29 protein-coding genes are annotated in these 24667 nt (G+C 42.4%); 17 read left to right on the top strand and 12 right to left on the bottom strand.

Annotated elements, in window-relative coordinates; genetic code table 11:
* Nucleotides 1-30 precede the first annotated feature (30 nt).
* From MHI23_RS17885 to MHI23_RS17875, 3 genes are all read left to right on the top strand, one after another.
* A complete protein-coding gene (locus tag MHI23_RS17885) occupies nt 31-1527 on the top strand; it encodes a sugar ABC transporter ATP-binding protein (RefSeq protein ID WP_125586858.1) in 1497 nt (498 codons plus the stop codon).
* Nucleotides 1524-2537 carry an ABC transporter permease gene (locus tag MHI23_RS17880; protein WP_041108333.1) on the top strand — a complete coding sequence of 338 codons (1014 nt, stop codon included), beginning with the start codon at nt 1524-1526 and terminating at the stop codon, nt 2535-2537. Before MHI23_RS17885 ends, MHI23_RS17880 begins: the two co-directional genes overlap by 4 nt.
* Nucleotides 2538-2632: 95 nt before the next feature.
* A complete protein-coding gene (locus tag MHI23_RS17875; RefSeq protein ID WP_003215004.1) occupies nt 2633-3265 on the top strand; it encodes a GTP pyrophosphokinase family protein in 633 nt (210 codons plus the stop codon).
* 44 nt (nt 3266-3309) lie between these two features.
* On the opposite strand, the gene MHI23_RS17870 is transcribed toward MHI23_RS17875, so the two are convergent.
* Together MHI23_RS17870 and MHI23_RS17865 are read right to left on the bottom strand one after the other, a co-directional pair.
* Nucleotides 3310-3450 (bottom strand): hypothetical protein, encoded by a 141-nt coding sequence (locus MHI23_RS17870; RefSeq protein ID WP_164512173.1) that lies wholly within the window; start codon nt 3448-3450, stop codon nt 3310-3312.
* A gap of 19 nt (nt 3451-3469) precedes the next feature.
* Nucleotides 3470-4555: a Rap family tetratricopeptide repeat protein gene (locus MHI23_RS17865; RefSeq protein ID WP_254806034.1), complete on the bottom strand. Its 1086-nt coding sequence runs from the start codon at nt 4553-4555 to the stop codon at nt 3470-3472.
* Between the two features lie 518 nt (nt 4556-5073).
* Here MHI23_RS17865 and MHI23_RS17860 point away from each other — a divergent pair.
* From MHI23_RS17860 to MHI23_RS17850, 3 genes are all read left to right on the top strand, one after another.
* Nucleotides 5074-5838, top strand: a complete 765-nt coding sequence (locus tag MHI23_RS17860; RefSeq protein WP_024423857.1) for a transporter substrate-binding domain-containing protein — start codon at nt 5074-5076, stop codon at nt 5836-5838.
* 70 nt (nt 5839-5908) lie between these two features.
* A complete protein-coding gene (locus MHI23_RS17855) occupies nt 5909-6553 on the top strand; it encodes an amino acid ABC transporter permease (protein ID WP_024423856.1) in 645 nt (214 codons plus the stop codon).
* Nucleotides 6550-7278, top strand: a complete 729-nt coding sequence (locus MHI23_RS17850; protein ID WP_103131778.1) for an amino acid ABC transporter ATP-binding protein — start codon at nt 6550-6552, stop codon at nt 7276-7278. The genes MHI23_RS17855 and MHI23_RS17850 overlap by 4 nt, the downstream gene beginning before the upstream one ends.
* Before the next feature lie 87 nt (nt 7279-7365).
* Here MHI23_RS17850 and MHI23_RS17845 read toward each other — a convergent pair whose 3' ends face one another.
* Nucleotides 7366-7749 carry a VOC family protein gene (locus tag MHI23_RS17845; RefSeq protein ID WP_024423854.1) on the bottom strand — a complete coding sequence of 128 codons (384 nt, stop codon included), beginning with the start codon at nt 7747-7749 and terminating at the stop codon, nt 7366-7368.
* Between the two features lie 118 nt (nt 7750-7867).
* On the opposite strand from MHI23_RS17845, the gene MHI23_RS17840 reads away from it, so the two are divergent.
* On the top strand, nt 7868-9049 hold the full coding sequence (locus tag MHI23_RS17840; protein ID WP_073207871.1) for a class I SAM-dependent rRNA methyltransferase: 1182 nt from the start codon (nt 7868-7870) through the stop codon (nt 9047-9049).
* Between the two features lie 34 nt (nt 9050-9083).
* Here MHI23_RS17840 and MHI23_RS17835 read toward each other — a convergent pair whose 3' ends face one another.
* Together MHI23_RS17835 and MHI23_RS17830 are read right to left on the bottom strand one after the other, a co-directional pair.
* Nucleotides 9084-9764, bottom strand: a complete 681-nt coding sequence (locus tag MHI23_RS17835; protein ID WP_073207868.1) for a CidB/LrgB family autolysis modulator — start codon at nt 9762-9764, stop codon at nt 9084-9086.
* Nucleotides 9758-10141: a CidA/LrgA family holin-like protein gene (locus MHI23_RS17830; RefSeq protein WP_034621912.1), complete on the bottom strand. Its 384-nt coding sequence runs from the start codon at nt 10139-10141 to the stop codon at nt 9758-9760. The genes MHI23_RS17835 and MHI23_RS17830 overlap by 7 nt, the downstream gene beginning before the upstream one ends.
* A gap of 165 nt (nt 10142-10306) precedes the next feature.
* Between MHI23_RS17830 and MHI23_RS17825 the strand changes: the two genes are divergently transcribed.
* The 4 genes from MHI23_RS17825 (at nt 10307) to MHI23_RS17810 (ending at nt 13200) form a co-directional block, all read left to right on the top strand.
* The gene (locus MHI23_RS17825; protein ID WP_024426436.1) at nt 10307-11194 is read left to right on the top strand and encodes a LysR family transcriptional regulator; all 888 of its coding nucleotides are present in this window, start codon (nt 10307-10309) and stop codon (nt 11192-11194) included.
* 17 nt (nt 11195-11211) lie between these two features.
* Nucleotides 11212-12036, top strand: a complete 825-nt coding sequence (gene thiM / locus MHI23_RS17820; RefSeq protein ID WP_149126153.1) for a hydroxyethylthiazole kinase — start codon at nt 11212-11214, stop codon at nt 12034-12036.
* Complete coding sequence (gene thiE / locus MHI23_RS17815; RefSeq protein ID WP_149126154.1) at nt 12023-12691, top strand: thiamine phosphate synthase; 669 nt, start codon at nt 12023-12025, stop codon at nt 12689-12691. The genes thiM and thiE overlap by 14 nt, the downstream gene beginning before the upstream one ends.
* Before the next feature lie 134 nt (nt 12692-12825).
* Nucleotides 12826-13200, top strand: coding sequence for a nuclear transport factor 2 family protein (locus tag MHI23_RS17810; RefSeq protein ID WP_024426433.1), 375 nt, complete (start codon nt 12826-12828; stop codon nt 13198-13200).
* Between the two features lie 25 nt (nt 13201-13225).
* On the opposite strand, the gene MHI23_RS17805 is transcribed toward MHI23_RS17810, so the two are convergent.
* The 6 genes from MHI23_RS17805 to MHI23_RS17780 all read right to left on the bottom strand — a co-directional run bounded on the left by MHI23_RS17805 (nt 13226) and on the right by MHI23_RS17780 (nt 17635).
* Nucleotides 13226-13627, bottom strand: a complete 402-nt coding sequence (locus tag MHI23_RS17805; protein WP_241743519.1) for a DUF4288 domain-containing protein — start codon at nt 13625-13627, stop codon at nt 13226-13228.
* A 256-nt stretch (nt 13628-13883) separates the two neighbouring features.
* On the bottom strand, nt 13884-15425 hold the full coding sequence (locus tag MHI23_RS17800; protein WP_024423846.1) for a cation acetate symporter: 1542 nt from the start codon (nt 15423-15425) through the stop codon (nt 13884-13886).
* On the bottom strand, nt 15422-15736 hold the full coding sequence (locus tag MHI23_RS17795; protein ID WP_149126155.1) for a DUF485 domain-containing protein: 315 nt from the start codon (nt 15734-15736) through the stop codon (nt 15422-15424). The genes MHI23_RS17800 and MHI23_RS17795 overlap by 4 nt, the downstream gene beginning before the upstream one ends.
* A 107-nt stretch (nt 15737-15843) precedes the next feature.
* Nucleotides 15844-16512, bottom strand: a complete 669-nt coding sequence (locus tag MHI23_RS17790) for a glycosyltransferase family protein (protein ID WP_044331082.1) — start codon at nt 16510-16512, stop codon at nt 15844-15846.
* On the bottom strand, nt 16505-17194 hold the full coding sequence (locus tag MHI23_RS17785; RefSeq protein ID WP_024426430.1) for a class I SAM-dependent methyltransferase: 690 nt from the start codon (nt 17192-17194) through the stop codon (nt 16505-16507). Before MHI23_RS17785 ends, MHI23_RS17790 begins: the two co-directional genes overlap by 8 nt.
* 300 nt (nt 17195-17494) lie before the next feature.
* The gene (locus MHI23_RS17780) at nt 17495-17635 is read right to left on the bottom strand and encodes an anti-repressor SinI family protein (RefSeq protein ID WP_008345506.1); all 141 of its coding nucleotides are present in this window, start codon (nt 17633-17635) and stop codon (nt 17495-17497) included.
* A gap of 456 nt (nt 17636-18091) precedes the next feature.
* On the opposite strand from MHI23_RS17780, the gene MHI23_RS17775 reads away from it, so the two are divergent.
* Complete coding sequence (locus MHI23_RS17775; RefSeq protein ID WP_012011676.1) at nt 18092-18475, top strand: GtrA family protein; 384 nt, start codon at nt 18092-18094, stop codon at nt 18473-18475.
* A gap of 27 nt (nt 18476-18502) precedes the next feature.
* A complete protein-coding gene (locus MHI23_RS17770; RefSeq protein ID WP_135031470.1) occupies nt 18503-18760 on the top strand; it encodes a hypothetical protein in 258 nt (85 codons plus the stop codon).
* Between the two features lie 34 nt (nt 18761-18794).
* Here MHI23_RS17770 and MHI23_RS17765 read toward each other — a convergent pair whose 3' ends face one another.
* A complete protein-coding gene (locus tag MHI23_RS17765; protein WP_024423841.1) occupies nt 18795-19640 on the bottom strand; it encodes an AraC family transcriptional regulator in 846 nt (281 codons plus the stop codon).
* Between the two features lie 175 nt (nt 19641-19815).
* Here MHI23_RS17765 and MHI23_RS17760 point away from each other — a divergent pair, with 175 nt between their 5' ends.
* Genes MHI23_RS17760 through MHI23_RS17745 form a run of 4 tightly spaced genes read left to right on the top strand, consistent with a single transcriptional unit; the run spans nt 19816 to nt 24637 of the window.
* Nucleotides 19816-21003: a galactokinase gene (locus MHI23_RS17760; protein WP_149126156.1), complete on the top strand. Its 1188-nt coding sequence runs from the start codon at nt 19816-19818 to the stop codon at nt 21001-21003.
* Nucleotides 21003-21995, top strand: a complete 993-nt coding sequence (galE, locus tag MHI23_RS17755) for a UDP-glucose 4-epimerase GalE (RefSeq protein ID WP_149126157.1) — start codon at nt 21003-21005, stop codon at nt 21993-21995. Before MHI23_RS17760 ends, galE begins: the two co-directional genes overlap by 1 nt.
* A 35-nt stretch (nt 21996-22030) precedes the next feature.
* Entirely contained in the window at nt 22031-23542 is a 1512-nt protein-coding gene (galT, locus tag MHI23_RS17750) for a UDP-glucose--hexose-1-phosphate uridylyltransferase (protein WP_149126158.1), read from the top strand.
* 12 nt (nt 23543-23554) lie between these two features.
* Nucleotides 23555-24637, top strand: coding sequence for an aminopeptidase P family N-terminal domain-containing protein (locus MHI23_RS17745; RefSeq protein ID WP_024423837.1), 1083 nt, complete (start codon nt 23555-23557; stop codon nt 24635-24637).
* The last annotated feature ends 30 nt before the right edge of the window (nt 24638-24667 follow it).

Raw genomic sequence — 24667 nt, 5'->3', positions numbered from 1 at the left:
TCAGATGATATCAAGAGAAGGAGGACACCAATGACAGCGCCGCTTGTTCGTATGAAAAATATTTCAATTGAATTCCCAGGGGTCAAAGCGTTAGATCAAGTAAATTTCACATTAAAAAAAGGGACGGTCCATGCACTGATTGGAGCAAATGGTGCTGGGAAGTCAACGTTAATGAAGGTTCTTTCTGGCGCTCATTCCCACTTCGACGGGACCATCCACATCAATGGCCAGGCGGCAACCATTCAAACCCCAAAGGATGCGTCCTTATATGGTGTGCAGACGGTCCATCAAGAAGTAGATACGGCGCTTGTTCCCTACTTAAGTGTTGGTGAGAATATGATGATGCATGAAATTGAGAAAAAAACATTTGTCAGCTGGAAAGAGCTGCATCGCAGGGCGGCTCAGCTATTAAAAGAAATGGACATCGACATTTCCACAAAACGACTTGTCAGCGATCTGACCCTTGCTGAAAAACAGATGGTGCTCATTGCCAAGGCCGTTTCCATTAAATGCAGCATTTTAATCTTAGATGAACCAACGGCTCCGCTTAGTCATGCAGAAACAAGCAAATTATTCTCAATGATTGATCGGTTGAAACAGCATGGGACGGGGATCGTGTTTATTTCTCACCGCATGCCTGAAATTTTCACCATCTGTGATGAACTGACTGTGATGCGAAATGGAACGGATGTCGCAGCTCACCTTGTCAAAGACACAAATCCGCAGCAGGTCATTGAAGAAATGCTAGGTGCCCCATTAGAGGAGCAATTCCCGTCTCGCAGGCCACTGAAAGATGCACCTATAGTGCTTGAAGTGAAAGAGCTAAACGATCAACATAAATTAAACAACATTCACTTTTATGTCAAAAAAGGAGAAATTCTCGGGATCGCAGGACTTGTCGGTGCTGGTAAAACAGAATTGTGTAAAGCCCTTTTCGGTGCCTCAGAAAAAAAGACGGGGACCGTGCAGCTTCATGGTCAAACCATTCACATCACATCGCCTCATCAAGCGGTGAGAGCTGGAATGGCTCTTGTGCCGGAAGAGCGGAGAAAAGAAGGGATTCTGACCGAAGAGAGCGTGGGATGGAACTTAACGGCTGCAAGTCTTCACTCATTTTCACGGATATTCAGCTTCTTACATCGTTCGAAGGAAAAGCGGGAAGCAGGCGACATCGTCAAACGGCTTGGTGTCAAAACGCCGTCGCTTGAAGCAAAGGTGAAGCACCTATCTGGTGGAAATCAGCAAAAGGTTGCCATCGGAAAATGGCTGCTGGCTGAGGCAGATGTGTATCTCTTTGATGAACCAACCAAAGGAGTAGACGTTGGAGCGAAAAAAGATATTTTTACTCTGATTGCAGAGCTTGCTGCCCGCGGAAAATCTGTCATTTATGCGTCGAGTGAGCTGTCAGAGATTGCAGGTATCGCAGACCGAGTATACGTGCTATATGATGGCAGCATTGCCCGGGAAATGACCGCACCGACGACTGAAGAGGAGCTTTTATATCATTCAACAGGAGGACAATCATGAGCGAACAACAAATTCCAGCCCCTGTGCAGCAAATCAAAAAACAGCGGCCATCCTTTCATCTGTTTGATTTCTTTTATCAATATGGCACAATCTTAACCATTGTCGTGTTGATTGTGGTATTTGCGGCATCGAATCCAGCGTTTTTGCAATCAGGAAATATCATCAATATTCTACGATCTATCTCGATAGTGACCATCATTGCGGTGGGCTTAACCATCTCATTGGCAGTAAACGGCTTTGATTTATCAGTTGGATCAGTCGCTACGCTATCAAATGCGATTGTCATTTCTATGTTCGTATGGTTCTCGCAAAACCCACTGATTGCAATCCTCTCTGCACTAGCAGCTTCTATCATTGTTGGTTTGCTAAATGCATGGATGATCGTCAAAATGAAAATTCCAGATATGCTCATGACATTAGCCATGATGTTTATCATTCAAGGGCTGGCTCAAACGTATACGAAAGGGGCGACTATTTCTGAAAATATGGTGCTTCCCGATGGCACGTTCTCAACGGGAACGATTCCTGCCTTTTTCAGCAAAATTGGACAGGTGCCATATATCATTCTGATTATGGCTGTCATTGTACTATTTGCGCATGTTTTCATGACTTACACAAAGCACGGCCGATTCATGTACATCATCGGTGGGAATAAGGAAGCGGCTCGATTGTCTGGCATACATGTGAACAAATACAAAATTGCGGCCTATCTGCTTTCTGCGTTATTTGCAGCGATCGGCGGTATCGTACTGGCATCAAGGGTCATGACAGCAGAAATTAATGCTGGTGCACCATATTTAATGGATGGAGTAGCGGCTGCTTTTATCGGCTTTTCCGTCATGGGAGCAGGTAAACCAAACGCATTTGGCACTTTTATCGGAGCTGTACTCATCGGTATCTTACAAAATGGGCTTGTGATGATGTCTGTCCCTTATTATGCAATGGATATTGTGAAAGGCTCTGTGCTGGCCCTTGCGCTAGCGCTGACATATTACAAACAACGAGGCTAACTGCGTATTTTTTAAAACCATTCGAGTCCTCTCTCCGTCTAGTAAACGGAAAGCGGTGCAGCTGCCGTTTCCCAAAAGGAGATGACAAAAAGAAAATGAATATGTCAGCAACTCATGTAGAAGATTTGAAAAATGTCATGGAAGACTGGAAAAATGAACTATTAGTATATAAATTTGCGTTAGATGAAATGGATACAAAGTTTTCAATTATCAGCCAGGAGTATAATTTAATCCATGGACACAACCCAATAGAGCATACAAAATCACGAATTAAATCCTTTGAAAGCATAGTGAATAAACTAGCAAGAAAAGGATGCGACATCACGACACAATGTGCCAAGGAGTATATCCATGATATTGCAGGTGTCCGCATCATCTGTTCTTTTATTCAAGATATCTATAACATTATGGATGTATTGAGGCAAAGAGAGGATTTAAAGATCCTTGAAGTGAAGGACTACATTCAACATCCAAAACCAAATGGCTACAGAAGCCTTCATTTAATTGTTGAGATACCTGTCTACTTAACAAATCGTGTGGAGCATGTGAAGGTTGAGATTCAGGTGCGGACCATTGCGATGGATTTTTGGGCGAGTCTAGAGCATAAAATCTATTATAAACTGCAAAACGATGTTCCTCATCAGCTGACTGATGAACTGAAGGAAGCCGCAGATATTGCCCATTACTTAGATGAAAAAATGCAGAATATTAAACGAGAAATTGATTAGCATATCAAAAAGCAGCTGTTTTGATCACAGCTGCTTTTTTCATATTAAGGGTTGGTTCCACGGTCTCTCTTTTGAATAATATCTTGAGATTGTGCAGATTGACTGTCTTTTTGAATGAAAGTACCAACAGAAACACCTGTTATCAAGAGGGTTAAAATCGCACTTGTGATGAGCCATTTCTTCATCATACATCACTCCATTTTCTTAACAAGTTTTCAAGGACAACGCCTTGTTTCTAAAATAAGAGGATTCTTCATGAAGCCCAAGATCTGTTAAGTAAGCTGCTGCATCCTGACAAATAGCTTCAAGGTCAACAAGGAAATTCATTGATTCTAATTGATCGCAATAAGCCTTGATTTGCTCAATCATGTTGTCTGGCTGAATCATAAGTGTTTCTAAAATGGATAATTTAAGTGAAATGTTTCGTTGTTTTAAATTTTCTGCTTTTTGAAGTGAAAGCTGTACATAATAGTGGAACAAACCTGGCTTTTTCAGCTTAAATAGTGCTTTTGTGTAGGCGTACATGGCAAGTAAATAGCCGCCTGGAGAAGAAGTTTCGAATGATTCTATCATTAAAGCCTTTTCTAGGAGTGGCACAGCTTCACTGTATTCATTTCTTAGACTTTTAATAAAGGCTGCATTGCAATAGGCATGTCCAAGTAAATCTGGATCATCCATCTGTTCTAGTGAATGAATGACTTCTTCGAACAGCGATTCTGCCTCATCAAATTTCGACTGATCCGCATAATTCAAAGCAAGCATCATTTGACAGCTGATTGATTTTTTCACATAACATGGATCTGCGTCGTAAATAGATGAAGCCATCTTTAAGTGGTGAATGGAGAGAAGCGTGGATCTAATATTATAGTAAAGACACCCTGTTTTATAATGAAATTCGGCTTTTTCAATGTCATCGTGCACGAGATCTAATTTATCCTCGGCCAATTTTAAATGGTGAAATGCCGTATCCTGATTGCCTCTGCGCATTTCATACATCCCTTTAAAGAAATAGAAATAATAGCTGAGCATATCATCCGTACGGATGGCATTTTCATCAACAAAAAGACTATGATCTAACGAAGCTGTATCTTCTATTAGATCTTTAAAACGGTACTCTAGCAGTTGATAGTAAAGTAAGACGTCTTGATTTTCTTCCATTCGATCAAACGCTTGAAGAATGTCTTCTTTTAACTGGATAGCACCTTGTATCTCTCTTTTTTTCATCATGACATACCAATCATTGAGCATATTCGCTACATCAACGGACGACAAAACACCTGCTTCTGCCAATTCTTATCCTCCTTTCTTCATCTATCAGTAACCGTTCTTCTGAATCAACTTCCCATATTCCAGTATCTTCTTATATTTTAAGCTCTCTCGTGCAGTTTGTAAAACATGTTTTTTGATGTAAATTCAACCAGTAGTGAAAGAAATAGGGAGCCACTGCTCTTTTGTATACGCTTACATATTTTTAGGTAAAAAGAGGGTTTTGAAAAAAATATATTACAATATCAATAAAGAGACGAAGGAAGTTGTTGAGTTTGCCTTCGTATGCAAGGGAGAAACTTCATTTATCAAGGCGCTGACTCGTTTTTTGTGAGATAATCTCACATCATAATTGTGAATCACTCTTCTTTTAGAATAAAATGAGTTATTCGCAAAAAAGTAAAATTTAAAGAGACTATTGATCTAGAATTGTATGGATCTTTGGTATTGATAAAAAATATCACACACTATAGCTTTAGCGTGGTATAGTATTATTGTTATTGCGAATATTTAGACAAAACTGACAATGGGGGTCGTGTTTTATGAAGAAATCGATGTTATTGATCATGGGACTAATTGTTGTGCTTGTCATGGCAGCCTGTGGATCAAAATCGGACAGTGGTTCGGGAGAAGGCAAAGGCACATATAAAATTGGGATAGATACAACTTATCCGCCATTTGAATTTGAAAAGGGCGGTAAATATGAAGGGATAGACGTTGATTTAATTAATGCAATCGCGAAAGACCAAGGTTTCAAAGTGAAGCTTGAAGCCATGGACTTCTCAGGCATCATTCCAGCGATGCAGGCAGGACAGCTTGATGTTGGAATGGGCGGAATGAGTATTACAGATGAGCGTAAGAAGAAAGTAGATTTCTCAGATCCTTACTTCGACGCTGGACTGACAGTTGTTGTGAAAAAGGACAGCAGCATCAAATCTATTAATGATTTAAAGGGGAAAAAGCTAGCTGTTAAAAACGGGACGACTGGTGCAAAATTCGCATCTGATAACGCTGATAAATATGGGTATGAAGTCGTTCAATTTAATGACAGCCCATCTATGTTCCAGGAAGTATCAAACGGAAATGCAGATGCCTTAATTGAGGATTATCCTGTCATTACGTATGCGATCGCACAACAAGATTTAAAATTGAAAACAGTTGGAGACCGCTTGAATGGAGACCAGTATGGTATCTCTGTCATGAAGGGGAAAAACCAAGACCTATTGAAGAAGATCAATAAAGGTCTTGAGAACCTAAAGAAAAACGGTGAATATGACAAAATTATTGATAAATATTTGAAGTCATAACACAAGCGAGGCGCGCTCCGAGCGCGCTTTCTTTATGTGTCAGCCGTATGTGAATTAGGGAGGGAGAAACATGGATACTATTATTAATGCATTTCCGTATTTAATGGATGGTTTGCAAACCACTTTATATATCTTTGTTGTTGCCATCATTTTAGGGTTTATCATAGGGTTAATTGTGGCATTATTCCGTCTGTCACCATTTAAAATCTTAAATTTCATCGCACTCGTTTTTGTGAATGCCATTCGAGGTACACCATTTATCGTACAGCTATTCTTCATTTATTTTGGTTTGAATACACTTGAATTCATTTCGCTTGATCGAGTGCCTGCAGGAATTATTACAGTAGCGATTAATGCAGGGGCTTATTTCTCAGAAATTATTCGTGCAGGGATTCAGTCTATTGATAAAGGACAAACAGAAGCTGCGCGCTCTTTAGGCTTTACAGGGGGGCAAAACATGCGCTTTATCGTCCTTCCGCAGGCATTCCGCCGGATGCTCCCGGCGATTACAAACCAGGCCATCATCAGCTTGAAGGATACATCTCTCTTATCTATTATCGGGATTGCCGATATTATGCAGCGAGGACAAGTTCAAGCATCGGCTACATTTGATCCTTTGAATGTCTGGCTCATTGTCGGTGTCATTTATTTCGTGATCATTTATTTACTTTCTCTACTGGCTAGCTACGCAGAAAGGAGATTTGATATCAAATGAGTATGATTACGGTGAAAAACTTAAAGAAATCTTTTGGCGATCACGAAGTGTTAAAGGATATTAACGCAGTCATCGAGGAAAAGGAAGTAGTGTGTGTCATTGGTCCTTCTGGATCAGGGAAAAGCACGTTTCTAAGATGCCTCAATAAATTAGAAGATATCACGGCTGGAGAAGTCGTTGTCCACGGACACACGATTACAGATCCAAAGGTGAATATCAATAAAGTACGACAAGAAGTAGGTATGGTGTTTCAGCATTTTAATTTATTCCCTCATAAAACCGTTTTAGAAAATATCACGATTGCACCGATCAAGGTAAAAGGCATCGAGAAGAAGGCAGCAGTCGAAAAAGCGTTAGACTTGCTTGAAAAAGTCGGCTTAAAAGACAAAGCCAAAAGCTACCCTAACCAATTATCTGGTGGACAAAAACAACGTGTCGCCATTGCGAGAGCGTTGGCAATGGATCCGAAAGTACTATTATTCGATGAGCCGACATCAGCTCTTGATCCTGAGGTCGTAGGGGATGTATTAGCTGTAATGAAACAATTAGCTGTCGAAGGCATGACAATGATTGTGGTCACACATGAAATGGGCTTTGCAAGAGAGGTGGGAGACCGTGTCATCTTTATGGATGGCGGATATATTGTCGAGGAAGACAAACCAGAAGCTCTCTTTGGAAACCCGCAGCATGAGCGTACAAAATCATTTCTTAGTAAGGTGTTATAAAAAAGAGTAAGGGCATGTATATGCTCTTACTCTTTTCTTTATGAATAAGTGGAAGATAGATTTAGCGGCCCCATTTCCTAGGAAATATTAGCGCTGGAAGAATTCGATCCACTCTTGGTCTGGCCCTCTGAAAAAGAAGTAGCAATATCCATTTGGTAATGTCGTGATTTCTTCATCAATTAATTCAATTTGCAGCTTTTGAATACGATTGAATTCAGCATGAATGTTGTCTGTTGTGAAGGCAAGATGATGGACCTTCCCTTCAGATGGCAGGTCACTGCTGTAGCCTTGGATGAGCTCAATTTCGGTTTCGGTTTCATCTTTAAAACCGAGAAATGCAAGCTCAATCACTCCATTTGTATGAGTGATACGGTCCTTTAATTTCATGCCCACCACTTTTTCATAAAAATCAATCGACTGATCGATATTCGAAACCATAATACCTGTATGATCTAAGCGTAATGTCGTCAAACGAAGTGCCTCCTCTATGTCATGTTGATATTTTTCTCCTCATCTTATCATAATAGAAGTAACGTATACATTCATATGGTAGGATAGAGAGAGTCAATTTAGGATAAGGATGACACAAATGAAAAAAATCTCATTAAAACAAACATTTGCGGAACAAGTGAAAAAAGGATATCCGCTCATTTCCAAAGATGCAGTATCGCATGTGAACGGTGTACGGGAAGGCGAGCTCATTGAATGGGTAGATGAGCGGGGCGCTTTTTTAGGAAAAGGGTATTATGGTGTACAAAATAAAGGAATCGGCTGGGTACTAACCTTTGATGCGAACGAAAAAATAGATCAAGCTTTCTTTGTCTCTAGGATTGAGCAGGCGGCGAAAAGCAGAACGCATTTATTTCGTGATGCACAGACGACTGCTTTCCGCGTCTTCAACGGAGAGGGTGATGGAATTGGCGGCGTCACAATTGATCATTATGACGGATTCTACCTCATCCAATGGTATAGCGAAGGAGTCTATACATTAAAGGAAGATGTATTGGCTGCACTTGAGCACGTGTATCCAGACTATAAAGGCATTTATGAAAAGAAACGATTTGATACGTCTGGACAGTATATAGAAGATGATGATTTTGTGAAGGGAGAGAAAGGTGAATTTCCTCTCATCGTGAAAGAAAACGGCATGAACGTGGCGGTTTACTTAAATGATGGCGCGATGACGGGTATTTTCCTTGATCAGCGTCATGTGAGAAAAGCGATCCGAGAGCGTTATGCAAAAGGAAAGACTGTGCTCAATACGTTTTCTTACACAGGTGCTTTCTCAGTGGCAGCTGCGCTTGGCGGGGCGAGCCGTACGACAAGTGTGGATGTTGCAAACCGCAGCTTGAAAAAAACATCTGAGCAGTTTGAAGTCAATGGTATTGATGTGGACGGGCAGGATATCAAAGTCATGGATGTCTTTAAATATTTTCCGTTTGCAGCGAAAAAAGGCTGGACCTATGATCTCGTCATCTTAGACCCGCCTTCCTTTGCACGAACGAAAAAGCACACATTCAGTGCGGCGAAGGATTATAAGAAGCTATTAAAAGAAGCCATCCAAATTACAGCTGAGAACGGCGTCATTGTGGCATCAACGAATAGCAGTGCATTTGGCATGAAGAAATTTAAAGGGTTTATTGCACAGGCTTTTAAAGAATCAGGGCAAACCTATCGGATACTTGAAGAATATACACTTCCTGAGGATTTCCGTACAACGAAGAATTATCCCGAAGGAAACTATTTAAAGGTTGTCTTCATACAAGCATAAGAAAAAGCCATTTCCGATAAGGAATGGCTTTTTTCTATAAGGCAAACGACATAAGGATAGGTGCTGCACATAATGTAATAATGGCTGAAATAATCATCGATACACTTGAGATCGTCCCTGAGACGGAGCTCATTTCAAAGGCCTTCGATGTTCCTGCACCGTGTGCACCTGTTCCAAGCAGGACGCCCATGGCAATGTCATTATCAATGCGGAAATAACGGATCACCATTGGACCGATAATCGACCCAAACAGTGCGGTTAAAATGACAAACACAGCCGTAACGGACGGCATGCCGCCGATCATTTCTGACACACTCATTGCTACAGGTGTTGTAACCGATCTTGGGACAAGGCTCTCAATAAGGCCTGTGTCCAGATGAAACAACTTGGCGATAAATGCCGTTGATAAGATCGCAATGACAGAGCCGCAAGCCACATTCAAAAGAATTTCCACTGCATGCTTCTTCAGGATATGAAAATACTTATATAAAGGAATGGCAAAAGCAACAGTCGCAGGCTGCAGCATATTCGTGAGCCATTTCCCGCCTTGATTATAAGCATCGTAAGGAATGTTGACGATTAACAGCAAGACGACAAGGACAAGCGGAGTCACAAGTAATGGGGAGACATAGACCTTCGGATGCCGTTTGTACACCGCTTTTGATCCGAGATATAAAAGAACTGTTAAAATCAGAAATAGTCCGCCAACTAACATAGTTTTTTCCGCTCCTTTCGTTTCGCAATCATTTGCGTCATGATACCAGTTGAGAGCATGACCACAAACGTACTAATTAAGACGACAAGGACAATACTTGTGCCAGATTGAGAAAGCAGTTTTCCATAATCAATGACACCAACTGCTGATGGAATAAAGAAAAGCAGCAGTTCTCCGAGCAGCCATACGGCGCCAAGTTCTATCCATTTTAATTGAATGATCTTAAAATGAAGTAATAAGAAAATGACAAGAATGCCTATGATCGTGCCTGGAATTCTTAAATGCAAAAAGGCCGCCAGCACATTCATGAATTTCGCAAAAATAAACAAGGCCATAATCTGAAGGGCAGCAATCAGCGGCTTTTTGAGCAATTTCATTTTCTGTTCACTCCTTTTTCTATATAAATTGTTCACTATTTCACAAAAACATGACAACGTTCCAAGTGATGAGCTTACTTTAAAGTGTACAGCACGTTCAGTTATAGGTAAAATACATATATCGAATAGTAATTATTCCTTTTGTCTATAGGAAGGATGAATCAGGTGGACATCAGACATTTAACATATTTCTTAGAAGTGGCAAGGTTAAAGAGCTTCACGAAAGCATCGCAGTCCCTTTACGTATCGCAGCCGACCATTTCCAAGATGGTCAAAAACCTGGAGGATGAGCTGGGGGTGCAGTTATTTTACCGCAATGGCCGGCAGGTTGAAATGACAGATGCTGGCCAAACCATGTATACACAAGCGAGTGAAATCGCACAGTCATTTCAGAATTTAACGAACGAATTAAATGATTTAATGAATGTGAAAAAAGGGCATATTCGAATCGGACTGCCGCCGATGATTGGGTCAAGTTTCTTCCCGAATGTCATGGGGGAATTCCGCCAGCAATATCCAGATGTCACATTTCAATTGGTTGAGCACGGCTCCATTAAAGTAGAGGAAGGGGTCGAGGATGGGTCGCTTGATATTGGTGTCATTGTTCTGCCTGCAAATGATAAAATTTTTCATACGTACACCATTATTAAAGAGAACATGAAGCTCGTGACGCATCCATCCCATCCGATGGCTGGTCGTGAGGAGGTACATTTAGCTGATTTAAGGGAAGAGTCTTTTATTTTCTTTAGAGAAGATTTTGTTCTGCACAGCCGGATTTTGAATGAATGTATGAATGCGGGATTCCGGCCAAATGTCATTTATGAAACGTCTCAGTGGGATTTCATTAGTGAAATGGTAGCTGAAAACTTAGGGATTGGACTTCTGCCAGAACGAATCTGCCGTGATCTTGATCCTGAAAAGGTAAAGGTCATTTCCCTAAACCCGTCGATCCCGTGGCATTTAGGTGTCATTTGGCGTAAAGACCGATATTTGTCGTTTGCGGCAAGAGAATGGTTAAAGCATACGAAATCCTATGTGTGGGATGCAGAGTAAAAGGGAGGACGATACGGATGAAAACAAGCTGCGCGTCTCATTTATTGGAGAAGGTTCGAGAAAAAAATCCACTCGTTCATAATATCACCAATCAAGTCGTGACGAATTTTACAGCGAATGGACTGCTTGCTTTAGGTGCTTCGCCAGTCATGGCAAACGCCAAAGAAGAAGTGGCTGAAATGGCGCAATTAGCGGATGCACTTGTGCTTAATATTGGCACACTGACAAGAGAGACGGTGGAAGCTATGATACTCGCTGGACAAGCCGCCAATGAAAAAGGTGTACCTGTTTTGTTAGATCCTGTCGGCGTCGGTGCGACAACGTTTCGAGCGAATGCCGCTAAACAGCTGTTAAAGAAAGTGAAAATGACCGTTGTCAGAGGAAATGCTGCTGAAGTGGCTCATTTACTTGGAGTGAATGGCTGGGAGTCAAAAGGCGTTGATGCGAAAGCGGCGAATGGAGATGTATCGGCATTAGCCAAACAAGCGTCCATTGCACTTCAGACAATAGTGGTAATCACAGGAAAAATCGATGTGGTGTCAGATGGAGATGAGGTGCTGTCCATTCATAATGGACATGAATGGCTCACCAAGGTGACGGGAACCGGCTGTTTGCTGACGTCTGTCATTGGGGCATTTTGTGCAGCAGGTGAACAGCCGCTTCATGCGTCAGCCGCTGCATTGCTGTTTTATGGTGTCGCCGCTGAAAGGGCAGCTCTGAGCGCAAAGGATAAAGGACCGGGAACCTTTCAAATTGAATTGTTAAACGCACTATCACACACAACCGGAGATGAAGTGCTGACGTTAGGGAAAATAGGGGGAGTTTCACATGACAAAGGCTGAGCAACAGCAAATCAAACAGCAATTATCGGTTTATTTTATTATGGGCACAACGAATACAACGAGGCAGCCGCTTGATGTTGTGAAAGAGGCCATTCAAGGCGGAATCACCATGTTTCAATTTCGTGAAAAGGGTGAAAAAGCTTTGCAGGGTGATGAGAAGAAACAATTGGCTCGTCAAATTCAAGCGCTTTGCCAAGAAGCAAATGTTCCTTTTATTGTGAATGATGATGTACAGCTAGCGATTGATCTTGATGCAGATGGCGTTCATGTTGGACAGGAAGACACAAATGCAAAAGACGTCAGAGAAAGGATCGGGAATAAAATATTAGGCGTGTCGACGCATAACCTAGACGAAGTAAAACAAGCCATGAAGGACGGAGCAGATTATGTCGGTATGGGCCCAGTCTATCCAACAGAAACGAAAAAGGATACACGCAGTGTCCAGGGTGTGTCTTTGATCACTGAAGTCCGGCGTCATGCCCTTCAAATTCCGATTGTAGGTATCGGAGGGATCACATACGATAACGCTGCACCAGTGATACAAGCTGGGGCAGACGGTATAAGCATCATTAGTGCTATTAGCCAGAGCGCCGATCCAAAAAAAGCAGCAGAAGAGCTGAAATCACTTGTTGTAGCAGAAAAAGCATCCCTTTAACTTGAAGGAGACATGGATTGAATCAATTCATGTCTTTTCTTATGTCTGGAAAAATAGACAGGAGAGAAACAATTGTGTACAATCACATTAGTTCGATTAATTTCGAAATGACAGGTAAATAAAGGAGAATGAACATGGAAGTGCTCGATACGTATTTTCGCCGGTATGATGAAGCAGGAAAAGGGAAGGAGCAGCTGGATGAATTGCTGGCATTGTTTTCTGACGATGTCATGATTGTCTTAAATGGCGCCCAAAAGCCTGGAATCCAAGCATTCACACAGTTTTTGAACACATTTTTCCACGTGCATGAAGACATTAAGCATATGTGGGATGGGTGGATGAAAAGAGAAGACGGAAAGTATGAAACAAACTGGGCCGTTTGCGGAAAGCTTTCGGATGGCCGTGTCTATACAGCAGAAGGAATTGATATCGCAGAGCTGGACGACCAAGGGAAGATCGTTTATTTAGAAAACGTTCCGAAAAACCCAGAGTTATTCCAGCGCTATTAAAAAGCCGGCTGAGCAGCCGGCTTTTTTATTTATCTAGAGAATATGCTTCAATGGCTTCTTGAACAGATGTTTCTTTATCAAAAATAATGTGACGGCTGTACACTTCACTCAAATGTAGTGATTCTGTCTCTAAGTGATCTACAAGCTCAAAGATATCTAGGATGGCTGCTAATCTTATGTTAGTTTGTCCACCTTCTGCATTATCATAGGTTTCGTCTGGAAAGCCTTGTTCGACTTTTTCCTTCACTTTACGGCGGTTTTTAGCTTTTACCAAGACAATTCGTTCTTCAAAGATTTTATCAGGTATACTGCTTGGCGTTGAGATGGATTCAAATAATAATTTTGCAGAATAATCCTTTGCATATGTCATCCCACTTCTTTCATGTCGTTTTAAATAATTTCCAGTATGTGTATAACATGATAACATAGGAATGACATCTTGCAGGGAATACATAACTATAAATAGATTCATTACGGGGAGGGATAGGAATGAAGAGTGTGGTGGATAACAGAGGGGAAGTTCATGAAATTCTGTTAATCATTATTACATGCTGCTCTCTAATCACGTTTAGAAGGATTGCCAGATTAGAGAAGTATAAAAATAAATTAAAAAGCCAATTTATACCTTACTGAGACTTGAACAGAAGATCACAAATAAAGCCGGCTGAGCAGCCGGCTTTTCCTTATGAATCAGTATCCATATGCATGCCTGTATGTGCCTTTACTTGAATTTCTGTAAAGGTGTCTTCATCTGCTTTTTCAGAAGAGAATATCGTGCCTAAGTAGGCGGCAAGGAATCCGAGTGGAATCGAGATAATCCCAGGGTTCGACAGCGGGATGAGCGGCTCTCCTGTGAAGATGGCTGCTCCTGACGGGTCCCAGACGCTTGGGCTGAGCGAGACAATGATCAGTGCGCTCAGAAGGCCTGTTAAGCTTCCTGCGATGGCACCCGTAGAGTTAAATCGTTTCCAAAAAACAGTGAAGATAATCAAAGGTAAGTTCGCACTTGCCGCCACTGCGAAGGCAAGAGACACAAGAAAAGCGACGTTTAAGGACTGGGCAAATAATGCAAGAATGATAGAGAGGATCGCCACGCCGATTGAAGCAAAGCGCGCCGCCTTCACCTGCTCCCGTTCACTCGCTTTTCCTTTGCGGATAATCTGACTATAAAAATCATGCGCAAAGGCAGATGCGGCGGATAGGACGAGGCCAGTTACCACCGCCAAAATAGTCGCAAAGGCAATAGCGGAAACAAAGGCAAATAACAAATCTCCTCCAAGAGCTTGGGCGAGCAGTGGAGCGGCCATATTCCCTGCTGCATCTGCTGCCGTGATCGCTTCTGTTCCAACAAAGGCAGCAGCGCCAAAGCCAAGGAAAACCGTCATTAAATAAAAGATCCCGATGATCCAAGTAGCAGAAAGAACCGATTTTCGCGCAGAAATCGCATCCTTTACTGTATAAAAACGGATCAAAATATGTGGCAAACCTGCTGTCCCAAGCACTAAGGCGAGGTTAAGAGACAGGGTTTCTAAAGGCACATCATATTTATTTCCCGGGTGAAGAAACGATTCACCAAGCGGGGTTGCAGTTTTCATCTGTTCAAACATCTTCAGCAGACTAAAATCAAACTTTGCAAACACAAGCAGAGAAATAATTAATGTCCCAAGCATGAGAAGCACAGCCTTTGTGATCTGTACCCAGCTGGTCGCAATCATGCCGCCAAACACGACATAAATGGTCATCAGGACACCTACGATCAGCACAGCGATCCAGTAATCAATGCCAAGAAGCAGCTTGATTAATGCACCTGCTCCAACGAGCTGAGCAATCATATAAAAAGTGGAAACTGTAATGGTATTAAAGGCGGCAACCCCTCGGATGGCAGGGCGCTTAAATCGTGCAGCGATCATATCGGCCATCGTATATTTCCCCAGATTTCGAAGCGGTTCAGCCACAACGTAAAGAACGACAAGATACGCTACTAGAAAACCAATGCTATAGAAAAAGCCGTCAAATCCGTTTAACGCGATCATTCCAGCAATCCCTAAAAATGATGCAGCAGACATATAGTCTCCAGCAATGGCAAGGCCGTTTTGAAACCCAGTCAGACCTCCGCCTGCTGTGTAAAAATCACTCGCATTGCTTGTTTTTTTCGCAGCAAAATATGTGATGACCAATGTGAGCCCTACGATCGCTACGAACAAAATAAAAGCGGTCATGCTCATTCGTCATCACCTCTTGATTCAATTTTTAAAGCGCTTACATAATTGTCGAACTTAGCTGCTTTTTTCGCATAAAGTCCACATAAAACCCAGGTCATGACAAATTGTGTGAGGGCGAATAACCAAGCCCATGAGATCGCGCCAATTGCCGGCGTGTTCAAAAAGGTGAAGTAGGATGTAGCAACCGGAAGTGAAAAGTAAAAGAGAAAAAAGAAAATCGTCATCGGTACGATAAATCTGCGTTTTTCCTCAAGAAGTTTTCGAAAATCCTCTGAAGCGGCAACCTTCTTATAATGAACTTTTTTGTCTGCCATTGTTTCCTCCTTTGTACGAATTAGGGACAAGGTACTCCAATGCATATGAGACGATCTGGCTGTTTATGACAGTATATCATAAAAAAGGCACCCGAAAAGGGTGCTTTCTATCGATAATTTGCAAGAAATGTTTGTCTCGCTTTTTCATACGCTTCTGCGTCAAAATGATCTCCGCATTTATGAATACACCAAGGCTCTTCTTGATTTGCAATCCCAACTTCATAGCCCTTCTGAGTGAATTCAAAGGACTGCGAGACATCATAAAAATGAAAGCCGTCAAAGAGGTCCTCACGCCACCTCACATCGTATTGTGTTGCCATGAATAGACCATCAATGGCCGCAGCTTTGATATAATCTTGCGCTTCGGGCTGCTGACGGTCTCTTTCAAACGAAAGCAGCTGATAGGTGTCGTGACGATATTCAATGACTTTTCCCCTGCAATCAGAACTCTCCCACCAAATTCCATTGTCAGGCACGTTTTCTGCTCCAATCACGCCAACCATGCCAAGTGATGGATTTTGTAAAAAAAGCGGGATGAGTTCAAGCAGCATATGCTGTTTGACAATCAAGGTATCCTGATGAAGATAAATTTTAAACTGAGCTGGATGAGTGATGGCTTCATTGTATGCAGAGGTCATACTTGATGCATGTCTGATTGGTAAGACCTCCACATGGTATCCATGAGGAGCCGGAAGTGAAGCCAGCTGCCGGAAGCAAGCTTGAAACATCGATTCATCATTCACACATAAAACAAACAGAATCGTCGGATTACTCATGAAATGGAACCGCCTCGACCACATATTGATAGGCTGTAGCAGACTCGTGAAAATCAGAACGAATGCCGTGTTTCATGAGTAATTCATGTAGATCATTCAACACGCTTGCATAGGAAGGATGCTGTACGCGAATGGCCTCGAATTCGCGAATGCGAAAACCCGCTGAATGAAAGAGTGCATGTATTTCATGAAGGGTGAAGAAACGTAAATGTGTTTGATCCATTAACCCTGCATCTGTATAAGTAAATCTGCCGGCCAGTAATTCTAAAACCGTTGAAATGTGGCCGATATTTGGAATAGATGACAGGATGGCACCCTCTTTTTTAAGGAAGGGTTTCACCTTTTTTAAAACGGCCCAAGGGTCCAATAAATGCTCGAGGACGTCTCCGAAAATAATGCAGTCAAATTGTTCATGTTGATAAGGGAGAGCCATCTGTTCAATATTTCCGCAGAGAACATGATCCAGCTCTTGCTTAGCCTCTTTTGCTGCATCTTCAAATGACTCAATACCATAAATGGTCCGGCCCTTTTGTTTCAGGACTTTTCCAAGCTTGCCTGTGCCGCATCCGATATCCAATAAAGACGTCCATTCCGCGCGAATACGGCTGACGATGACCGGGTTTACCCCATGATAATACTGATCCTTTTTTTGGTGATAATACGAAAGGGAATCTGAACTCACGCTCTACCCACCTTTCTCTTTCTCGTTGTTTTCATGCTTAATATATGGGAGAGCAGCTTGGTTTTATAACGAGAGAAGGACAATTTTCATGAATGGCGGCTAAAAAGGGATCATATAAAGAACAGGAAATGGACTGTCCTCCTAATATAGAAAGACAGAACCCCATTGAGTGAAGGGATTGGTATGGAGAGGTGTTCAATTATTGTAGCGTATCGTCATGAAAGGATTTTCAAAAGGTCAATTGACAGGTCAGAACTTATAGCCAAAGCAGTCTGAAAGACAAAGGATAACGGCGTTGATTTATGGTTTGTTTATCATCTTCTGATCACCGTTGGATGTTAAAAAAGCTTGTATTTCTTCGATGCCTAGTCCAATTTTTTTCGCTTCCTGAATCAAATAAACCCACTCTTCGTCAACTCTTCTTTTCACTTGCGTATCCATAATATCCTCCAGTTCAATAAGACATATTCACTGCAACCAATGACTTGAACAAACCGTCTAGTAACTGTACGTGTGGTTGAAAACAGCGCAAAATAAATTTTTGTCGAAAAATGATGACATTTAACCTATTTTGTAAAATCTATCACCTACCACGTCCCTAAAAAAATGACTAAAAAACCCATAAATATTGAAATCTTACTTCTAATAATAAACAATTGTAAAGTCAGTTGAAAGATTATAAATTAAAATAATGATAAAGACCTAAAACATTTGACTCATATAAACCAATTGCTTTGACATTTGCCATCGAGTAGAACAAATTTCATCTTTGCAGGACATACATATTGTTCGTTTGGGAAGTTCTTCTCAAGATGGTATTCTAAAAGAAACAGAAACCACCAAGAAGGAATGAAGAAAGACATGTATAGCCTTTTTCAAAAGTATCAAGAAGTTGTCATGTATCTTGTGATGGGTGTGTGTACAACCATTGTCAATATCGTCAGCTTCTATTTATTCGTTGAGATGTTTTCCATGGATTACAAAACAGCTACGGTTGTTTCATGGGTATTTGCTGTTCTCTTTGCTTATATCACCAATAAGAAGTATGTCTTCAAGCAAAAGGCTCGTGACACAAAAAGCCTCATGCGTGAGCTTTCTTCATTTTTTAGTGTCCGTCTCATGTCTCTAGGTGTAGATCTGGGGCTGATGATTTTATTTGTGAGCCAAATGGCGCTCAATGAAACCGTCGCAAAAATTCTCGTCAACTTTGTGATTGTGGTGGTCAATTATGTCGCCAGTAAGTGGTTCGTCTTCAAGAAAACAAAAGAAGATGCGATTTAACACATAAAAAAAGATAGGTGATGTGAAATGAGCAGCAGGCCAGACGACTTATATGATGCCATATATCAACAAACAGAAAAGCAGCATGAACAAGTGCTGAGGCTAGTCAAAGAAATGACCGCACATCCAGAAGCGTTTTCGGAACAAGAAAAGGAAAAGATCAACCGAATGGACATTGCGCTTCAAACGGCAGCGGACATTTTAGAAAATTTAATGACCCCTGATACGCAAATGACCATTGTTTTAAGACAAGGGAGAATTCATGTTGACCTGTCAAAAGCGTAAAAGAAGCAGCCAATGATGCAGCGGCTGCTTTTTATTATGCATCGCTTGTTTCCCGCAGTTGCTTTGGAGACATGCCGATTTTCTTTCGAAAGACTTTATTCAAGTAATTCGCATTTCGGTAGCCGCACTGTATGGCGATTTCTTCAATCGAGTATTTCGTTGTTTTTAGTAATGTTTCCGCCTTTTCTAACCGGATATTGGTTAAGTAGTGAATAGGTGTGAAGCCAGTGGCCTTTTTGAATTCTCTCGTAAAATGACTTTTGGATAAACGTGCCGCAGCTGCCATATCGTCTGGGCCAATTTCCTCGTGAAAATGATGGCTGGCAAACAAGGCCGCTTGGACGATGGGCTCAGGCCATTTCTCCATTTGTCCCTCAAGCTTTGGCAAATATGAATACAGTTCCATGACAAATTGATAAGCAAGGCTAGACCCCTCAAATGGATTGGTAATCCGTCTTTCACTGGCTTCATCATAAATTTTCTTCAGCAGGCGGATCGGTTTGGAATGAGGATGAAAACGCATGACCTGCTTTCCTTGATCTATAAATTGGTCAAAGCAAAGATCACAGGCTTCCCCATAAAGCGTCAAATAGAGAAATTCCCAATGCTCACTGTCCTCTGGAAAATAATATTGATAGGCACTTGGACTTTTCACAAGAAAGGCCTGCCCCGGCAAGACTTTGAACCGCTTCTGTCCGATTTCAATCATGCCGTGTCCAGACAGTGTGAGCTGAAAGATGCACTTGCCCTGATCCTTCCGCTCCACGCCATTCCAGCTGTATAACGAAGATGATTGAACCTCCCAGCCAACAGACCATATTTGTGCCGGCAATGTAACATCAGAATGGTGAAAACGAAATGCAAATGCTTCCTTCTTCAAATTGGAAAACCTCCTTCACAGCAAAAAACAACCTTTTTCTATTTTGAATCATGGTACACCTCATATCACATCGTACCATTCACAGCAAAAAAAGGGTATTTTTTAACGATTTTTTTACCATTGAACATACGCAGTTCAGGCAACTAAAATAAGAGTATCAGAAGAGAAAAGGGGAATGGATATGATCGATATGTTACGCACGGCATTTCACCAGCAATTTGGGGATAGAGAAGAAGAACTTCGCTATTTTTTTGCCCCGGGAAGAGTGAACTTGATTGGTGAACATACAGATTACAATGGAGGTCATGTATTCCCTTGTGCGCTCACTCTCGGTACATATGCAGCATGTGCAAAGCGGTCAGATGGCCGCGTGAGAATGTATTCCTTGAACTTTGATGGCGATGGTGTGAAAGAATTCGACCTTTTTGAAATCGCTTACTTGGAGTCGGACGGCTGGGCAAATTATCCGAAGGGTGTGTTCCATCAGTTTATCGAAGCAGGGATGAAGATAGAAGAAGGCTTTGACATTGTATACGGCGGCAATATTCCCAATGGCGCAGGGCTGTCTTCCTCTGCCTCCATCGAACTTGTCACCGCTGTCTTTATCAATGAATGGCATTCATTCGGCGTTTCAAGTGCCCGTCTTGCCCTCCTTTCGCAGCGTGCAGAAAATGACTTTATTGGCGTCAATTGCGGCATCATGGATCAGTTTTCAATTGCTCTTGGAAAAGAAGATCACGCCATTTTGCTTAATTGCGATACCCTTGATTTTGAATACAGTCCGTTTCGGCAAGAGGGGCTGGCGCTTGTCATTGCCAATACAAACAAAAAGCGGACACTGGCAGACTCCAAATACAATGAACGCCGGTCAGAGTGTCAATCAGCTTTAAACGATTTACGAAAAGAAATCGATCTTGCCCACTTATGTGAGCTCACGGCAGATGAATTTGCCGAACATGCCCATTTGATTCAGGATGAAACATGCCGCAAACGTGCAAGACACGTAGTGACAGAAAACGAGCGGACCATAAAAGCGGTCAAATTTCTGAAAGATGATAAAATGGATGAAATAGGTGCGCTTATGAAGTCTTCTCATCTCTCTTTAAAGAATGATTATGAAGTGACTGGATTTGAACTAGATACACTTGCAGAAGCCGCTTGGCTCCATCCTGGAACGATTGGCTCTCGTATGACGGGTGCAGGTTTTGGCGGCTGCACGATCAGTATTGTGAAAGAAAAGCAGCTGGCATCATTTATAAAAGAAACGGGTGCGATTTATCAAGAGAAGACAGGCATTCAAGCCTCTTTTTACACAGCTGGAATTGGAGGCGGCGCAAGAGAACTCACGAAGGAGGAAGTGTAATGACAATTTTAGTGTGCGGGGGAGCAGGGTACATTGGCAGCCATGCGGTAGCTGCTCTTTTAGCGAAAGGCGAACAAGTGGTGGTAGTGGATAATTTGCAGACAGGCCACAAAGAAGCTGTTTTGGAGGGAGCTGTTTTAGAAGAGGGAGATTTACGAGATCAAGATTTTTTAAGACAGGTTTTCAAAACACATCAAATAGAAGCGGTGATGCACTTTGCCGCAGATTCACTTGTCGGCGAGAGTGTAACAGACCCGCTAAAGTACTATGACAACAACGTTGGAGGAGCGACAGCCTTACTTCAGGTGATGAATGAATTTGATGTGAAACACATCGTTTTCTCATCAACCGCTGCCACATATGGTGAACCAAAGCGAGTGCCGATCGTTGAAACGGATGAGACGAATCCAACCAATCCTTATGGAGAAACGAAACTAGCCATTGAAAAAATGCTGAAGTGGTCTGAGCAGGCATATGGAATGAAATACGTTGTGCTTCGCTACTTTAATGTAGCTGGCGCTCATATAGAAGGCCTTGTCGGAGAGGATCATCAGCCTGAGACACATCTCATTCCGATTATTCTGCAAGTGGCTTTAGGAAAACGAGATCAGATCATGATTTACGGTGATGATTATGAGACAGAGGATGGCACGTGTATTAGGGATTACATTCATGTCATGGATTTAGTAGACGCGCACATCTTAGCTGTTGATCGTCTGCGCGCTGGAAAAGAAAGTGCAACATATAACTTAGGGAATGGCACTGGTTTCTCCGTGAAGCAGGTAGTAGATGCTGTTAGAAACGTCACGGGGCATGCGATCCCAGCACAGGTGGCTGACAGACGTGCGGGGGATCCAGCAAAGCTGATAGCTTCTTCTGAAAAAGCGCTGCAAGAATTAGGGTGGACACCTCAATATGCTGACCTTCACACCATCATTCAAAGTGCGTGGGATTGGTTTCAGAAGCATCCAGACGGCTACCAGAGTAAATAACGCATAACAGGCAGGTAAGAGAGGGGACAGAGAGAATGGCGGTTGATATTTTTGAAAAACTGGAACAGCTGATTCAATACGGGATCAATCATGAGCTGATCACACGACTAGATATCGATTATACGAGAAATCGGCTGCTTGAGGTGCTTGGGCTGGATGAAGCTGAGCCAAGAACAGTCTCAGGGGAGGCGGAGCTTGAAGACATCTTAATGCCGATGCTTGATTGGGCAGCTGAGACTGGCCTTATCCCTGAGGGGACGGATACGTATCGCGATTTACTGGATGCGAAAATCATGGGATGCTTGGTGGCGCCTCCAAGTGTCATCTACGCAAAGTTTGAAGAGAAACGCCAGCATGAAGGGCCAGAGGCGGCTACAAGCTGGTTCTATGAAATGCAGCAGCACGCACACTATATTCATACAGGCAGAATCGCCAAAAATGTGCAGTGGTTTACACCAACAGATGATGGCGTGCTGGAGATCACAATTAATCTATCAAAGCCGGAAAAGGACCCAAAAGCAATCGCTGAAGCCAAAAAGCTTAGTCAAAAGCAATATCCTCTTTGTCTCCTTTGTAAAGAAAACGTTGGGTTTGGGGGGCGGATCAACCATCCAGCGAGACAGAATCACCGGATTATTCCTGTGACACTCACTGATGAATCTTGGTTTCTACAATTTTCACCTTATGTGTATTACAACGAGCACTGCATTGTGTTCAAAGGCGAACATGAGCCGATGAGCATCACCAAAAAGACGTTTGAACGACTGCTTTCTTTCATATATATATATCCGCACTATTTCATCGGATCGAACGCCGACCTTCCGATTGTCGGGGGCAGTATATTAAGTCATGACCATTTTCAGGGCGGTGCGCATGAATTTCCGATGGCGAAAGCGGAGGTGGAAGAGGTCTTTTCTCTGAATGCCTTTCCGAATGTGAGGGCTGGCATTGTGAAATGGCCGATGTCTGTCATCCGGCTTCGAAGCAGCGACCGGCAGACGCTTGCAGACGCCGCAGACTTTATCTTAACCAAGTGGAAAATGTATTCAGATCAAGAAGTGGAGCTGCTAGCTCATACTGGAGAGACGCCGCATAATACCATTACACCCATTGCACGCCGCCATGGCGATGACTATGAATTAGATCTAGTGCTGCGTAATAATCGTACAAACAAGCGGCACCCGGATGGAATTTTCCACCCGCACGAAGAAGTCCATCATATTAAAAAAGAGAATATCGGATTAATTGAGGTGATGGGTCTTGCCGTTCTTCCTGGTAGATTAGCAGAGGAATTAAGCCAATTAAAAGAAGCGCTCTTATCCAAAAACCCCCTTGAAGAAATCAAAGCCCGCCCTGCTATCACGAAACACGAAACATGGGCAAAACGTCTGCTTGAAGAGAACACCTTTACAGAGGACAATACAGAAGCCATTTTACAAAAAGAAGTCGGTATGATTTTTTCTCGTATTCTCTCACAGGCGGGTGTGTTTAAAAGAACTGAGCAAGGGAAAACAGCTTTTAAACGTTTCATTCATACACTCATATAGGCAGGTGATTAAATGATTGAACAAGTAAGAACATTAATGGAAGAAAAACAGCTCGACGGTGTCTTGATTCAAAAGCGTAATAACTTCTCCTGGCTGACAGGAGGAAGAAGAAATCACATCGTGTTAAATACACCAGAGGGCGTGTGCAAGCTGCTTGTGTTAAAAGATGACATCGTCCTCATTGTGAATCAAATGGAAGAAAAGCGGATCATTGAAGAAGAGATGGCCTATATCGATCACCCATTTCAAGTGGTAACGATGGATTGGTTTGAGGATGATACGGCACACATTCAAACACTCACAAAAGACAAACGGATCGGGTCAGACATTCAAATGGATGGATTCGAATGGATCGAGCCGGATTTGTCGCAAGTCCGATCCATTCTTTCTGCATCACAGCTCCGCCAATATGAAACGCTTTGTCATGAAACAGCAGTTATTGTAGAGAGTGTCTGTAAAGAAATCGTTCCAGGACAGACGGAGCACGAAATCGCTTCGCTTGCGGCTCAAAAAGCGATCGCGCAGGGAATGACGATAGAAGTACTGCTTGTGGCAACAGATGACCGAATTCATCAATACCGTCATCCAATTCCGACAGACAAAAAACTTCAAAAGCATGCGCTTGTTGTTCTTTGCGCTGAACGGCATGGACTCGTGGCGAATGTCACAAGGTCTGTTTACTTCGGTCAGCTTCCAAAGGAGCTTGAAGAGAACAAAGAGCGGCTTGCCCGAATTGACACGGTCATGAATGCCGCCACGCGCCCTGGTAAGACATTGGGAGATGTATTGAAAGCAGGTATTGCTCAGTATGAAAAAGAAGGCTTCCCTGATAGCTGGAAAAAGCTTCATCAAGGGGGGAAAACGGGCTTTGTATCTAGAGAAATCATTGCAGTTCCCTCATCGAAGGAAGAAATTCAGCTGCAACAAGTGTTTACTTGGAACCCTTCATTGCCTGGATTGAAGTCAGAGGATACGATGGTCGTAGAGAAAGAGGGGAACCGCTTTTTAACCTATACAGGCAAGTGGACATACATTGACGTTGAGCATGAAGGGGACATCTATAGACGCCCTGATATTTTAGTGAGAGAAGAATAACTGCAGAATGCCGGCGCTGAGCCGGTTTTT

Source organism: Bacillus sp. FSL M7-0003 (genome assembly GCF_038628485.1).
Taxonomy (GTDB): Bacteria; Bacillota; Bacilli; order Bacillales; family Bacillaceae; genus Bacillus; species Bacillus safensis.
The sequence above is the reverse complement of the archived record's forward strand: the minus strand, read 5'-3'. Positions and strand labels throughout refer to the sequence as shown.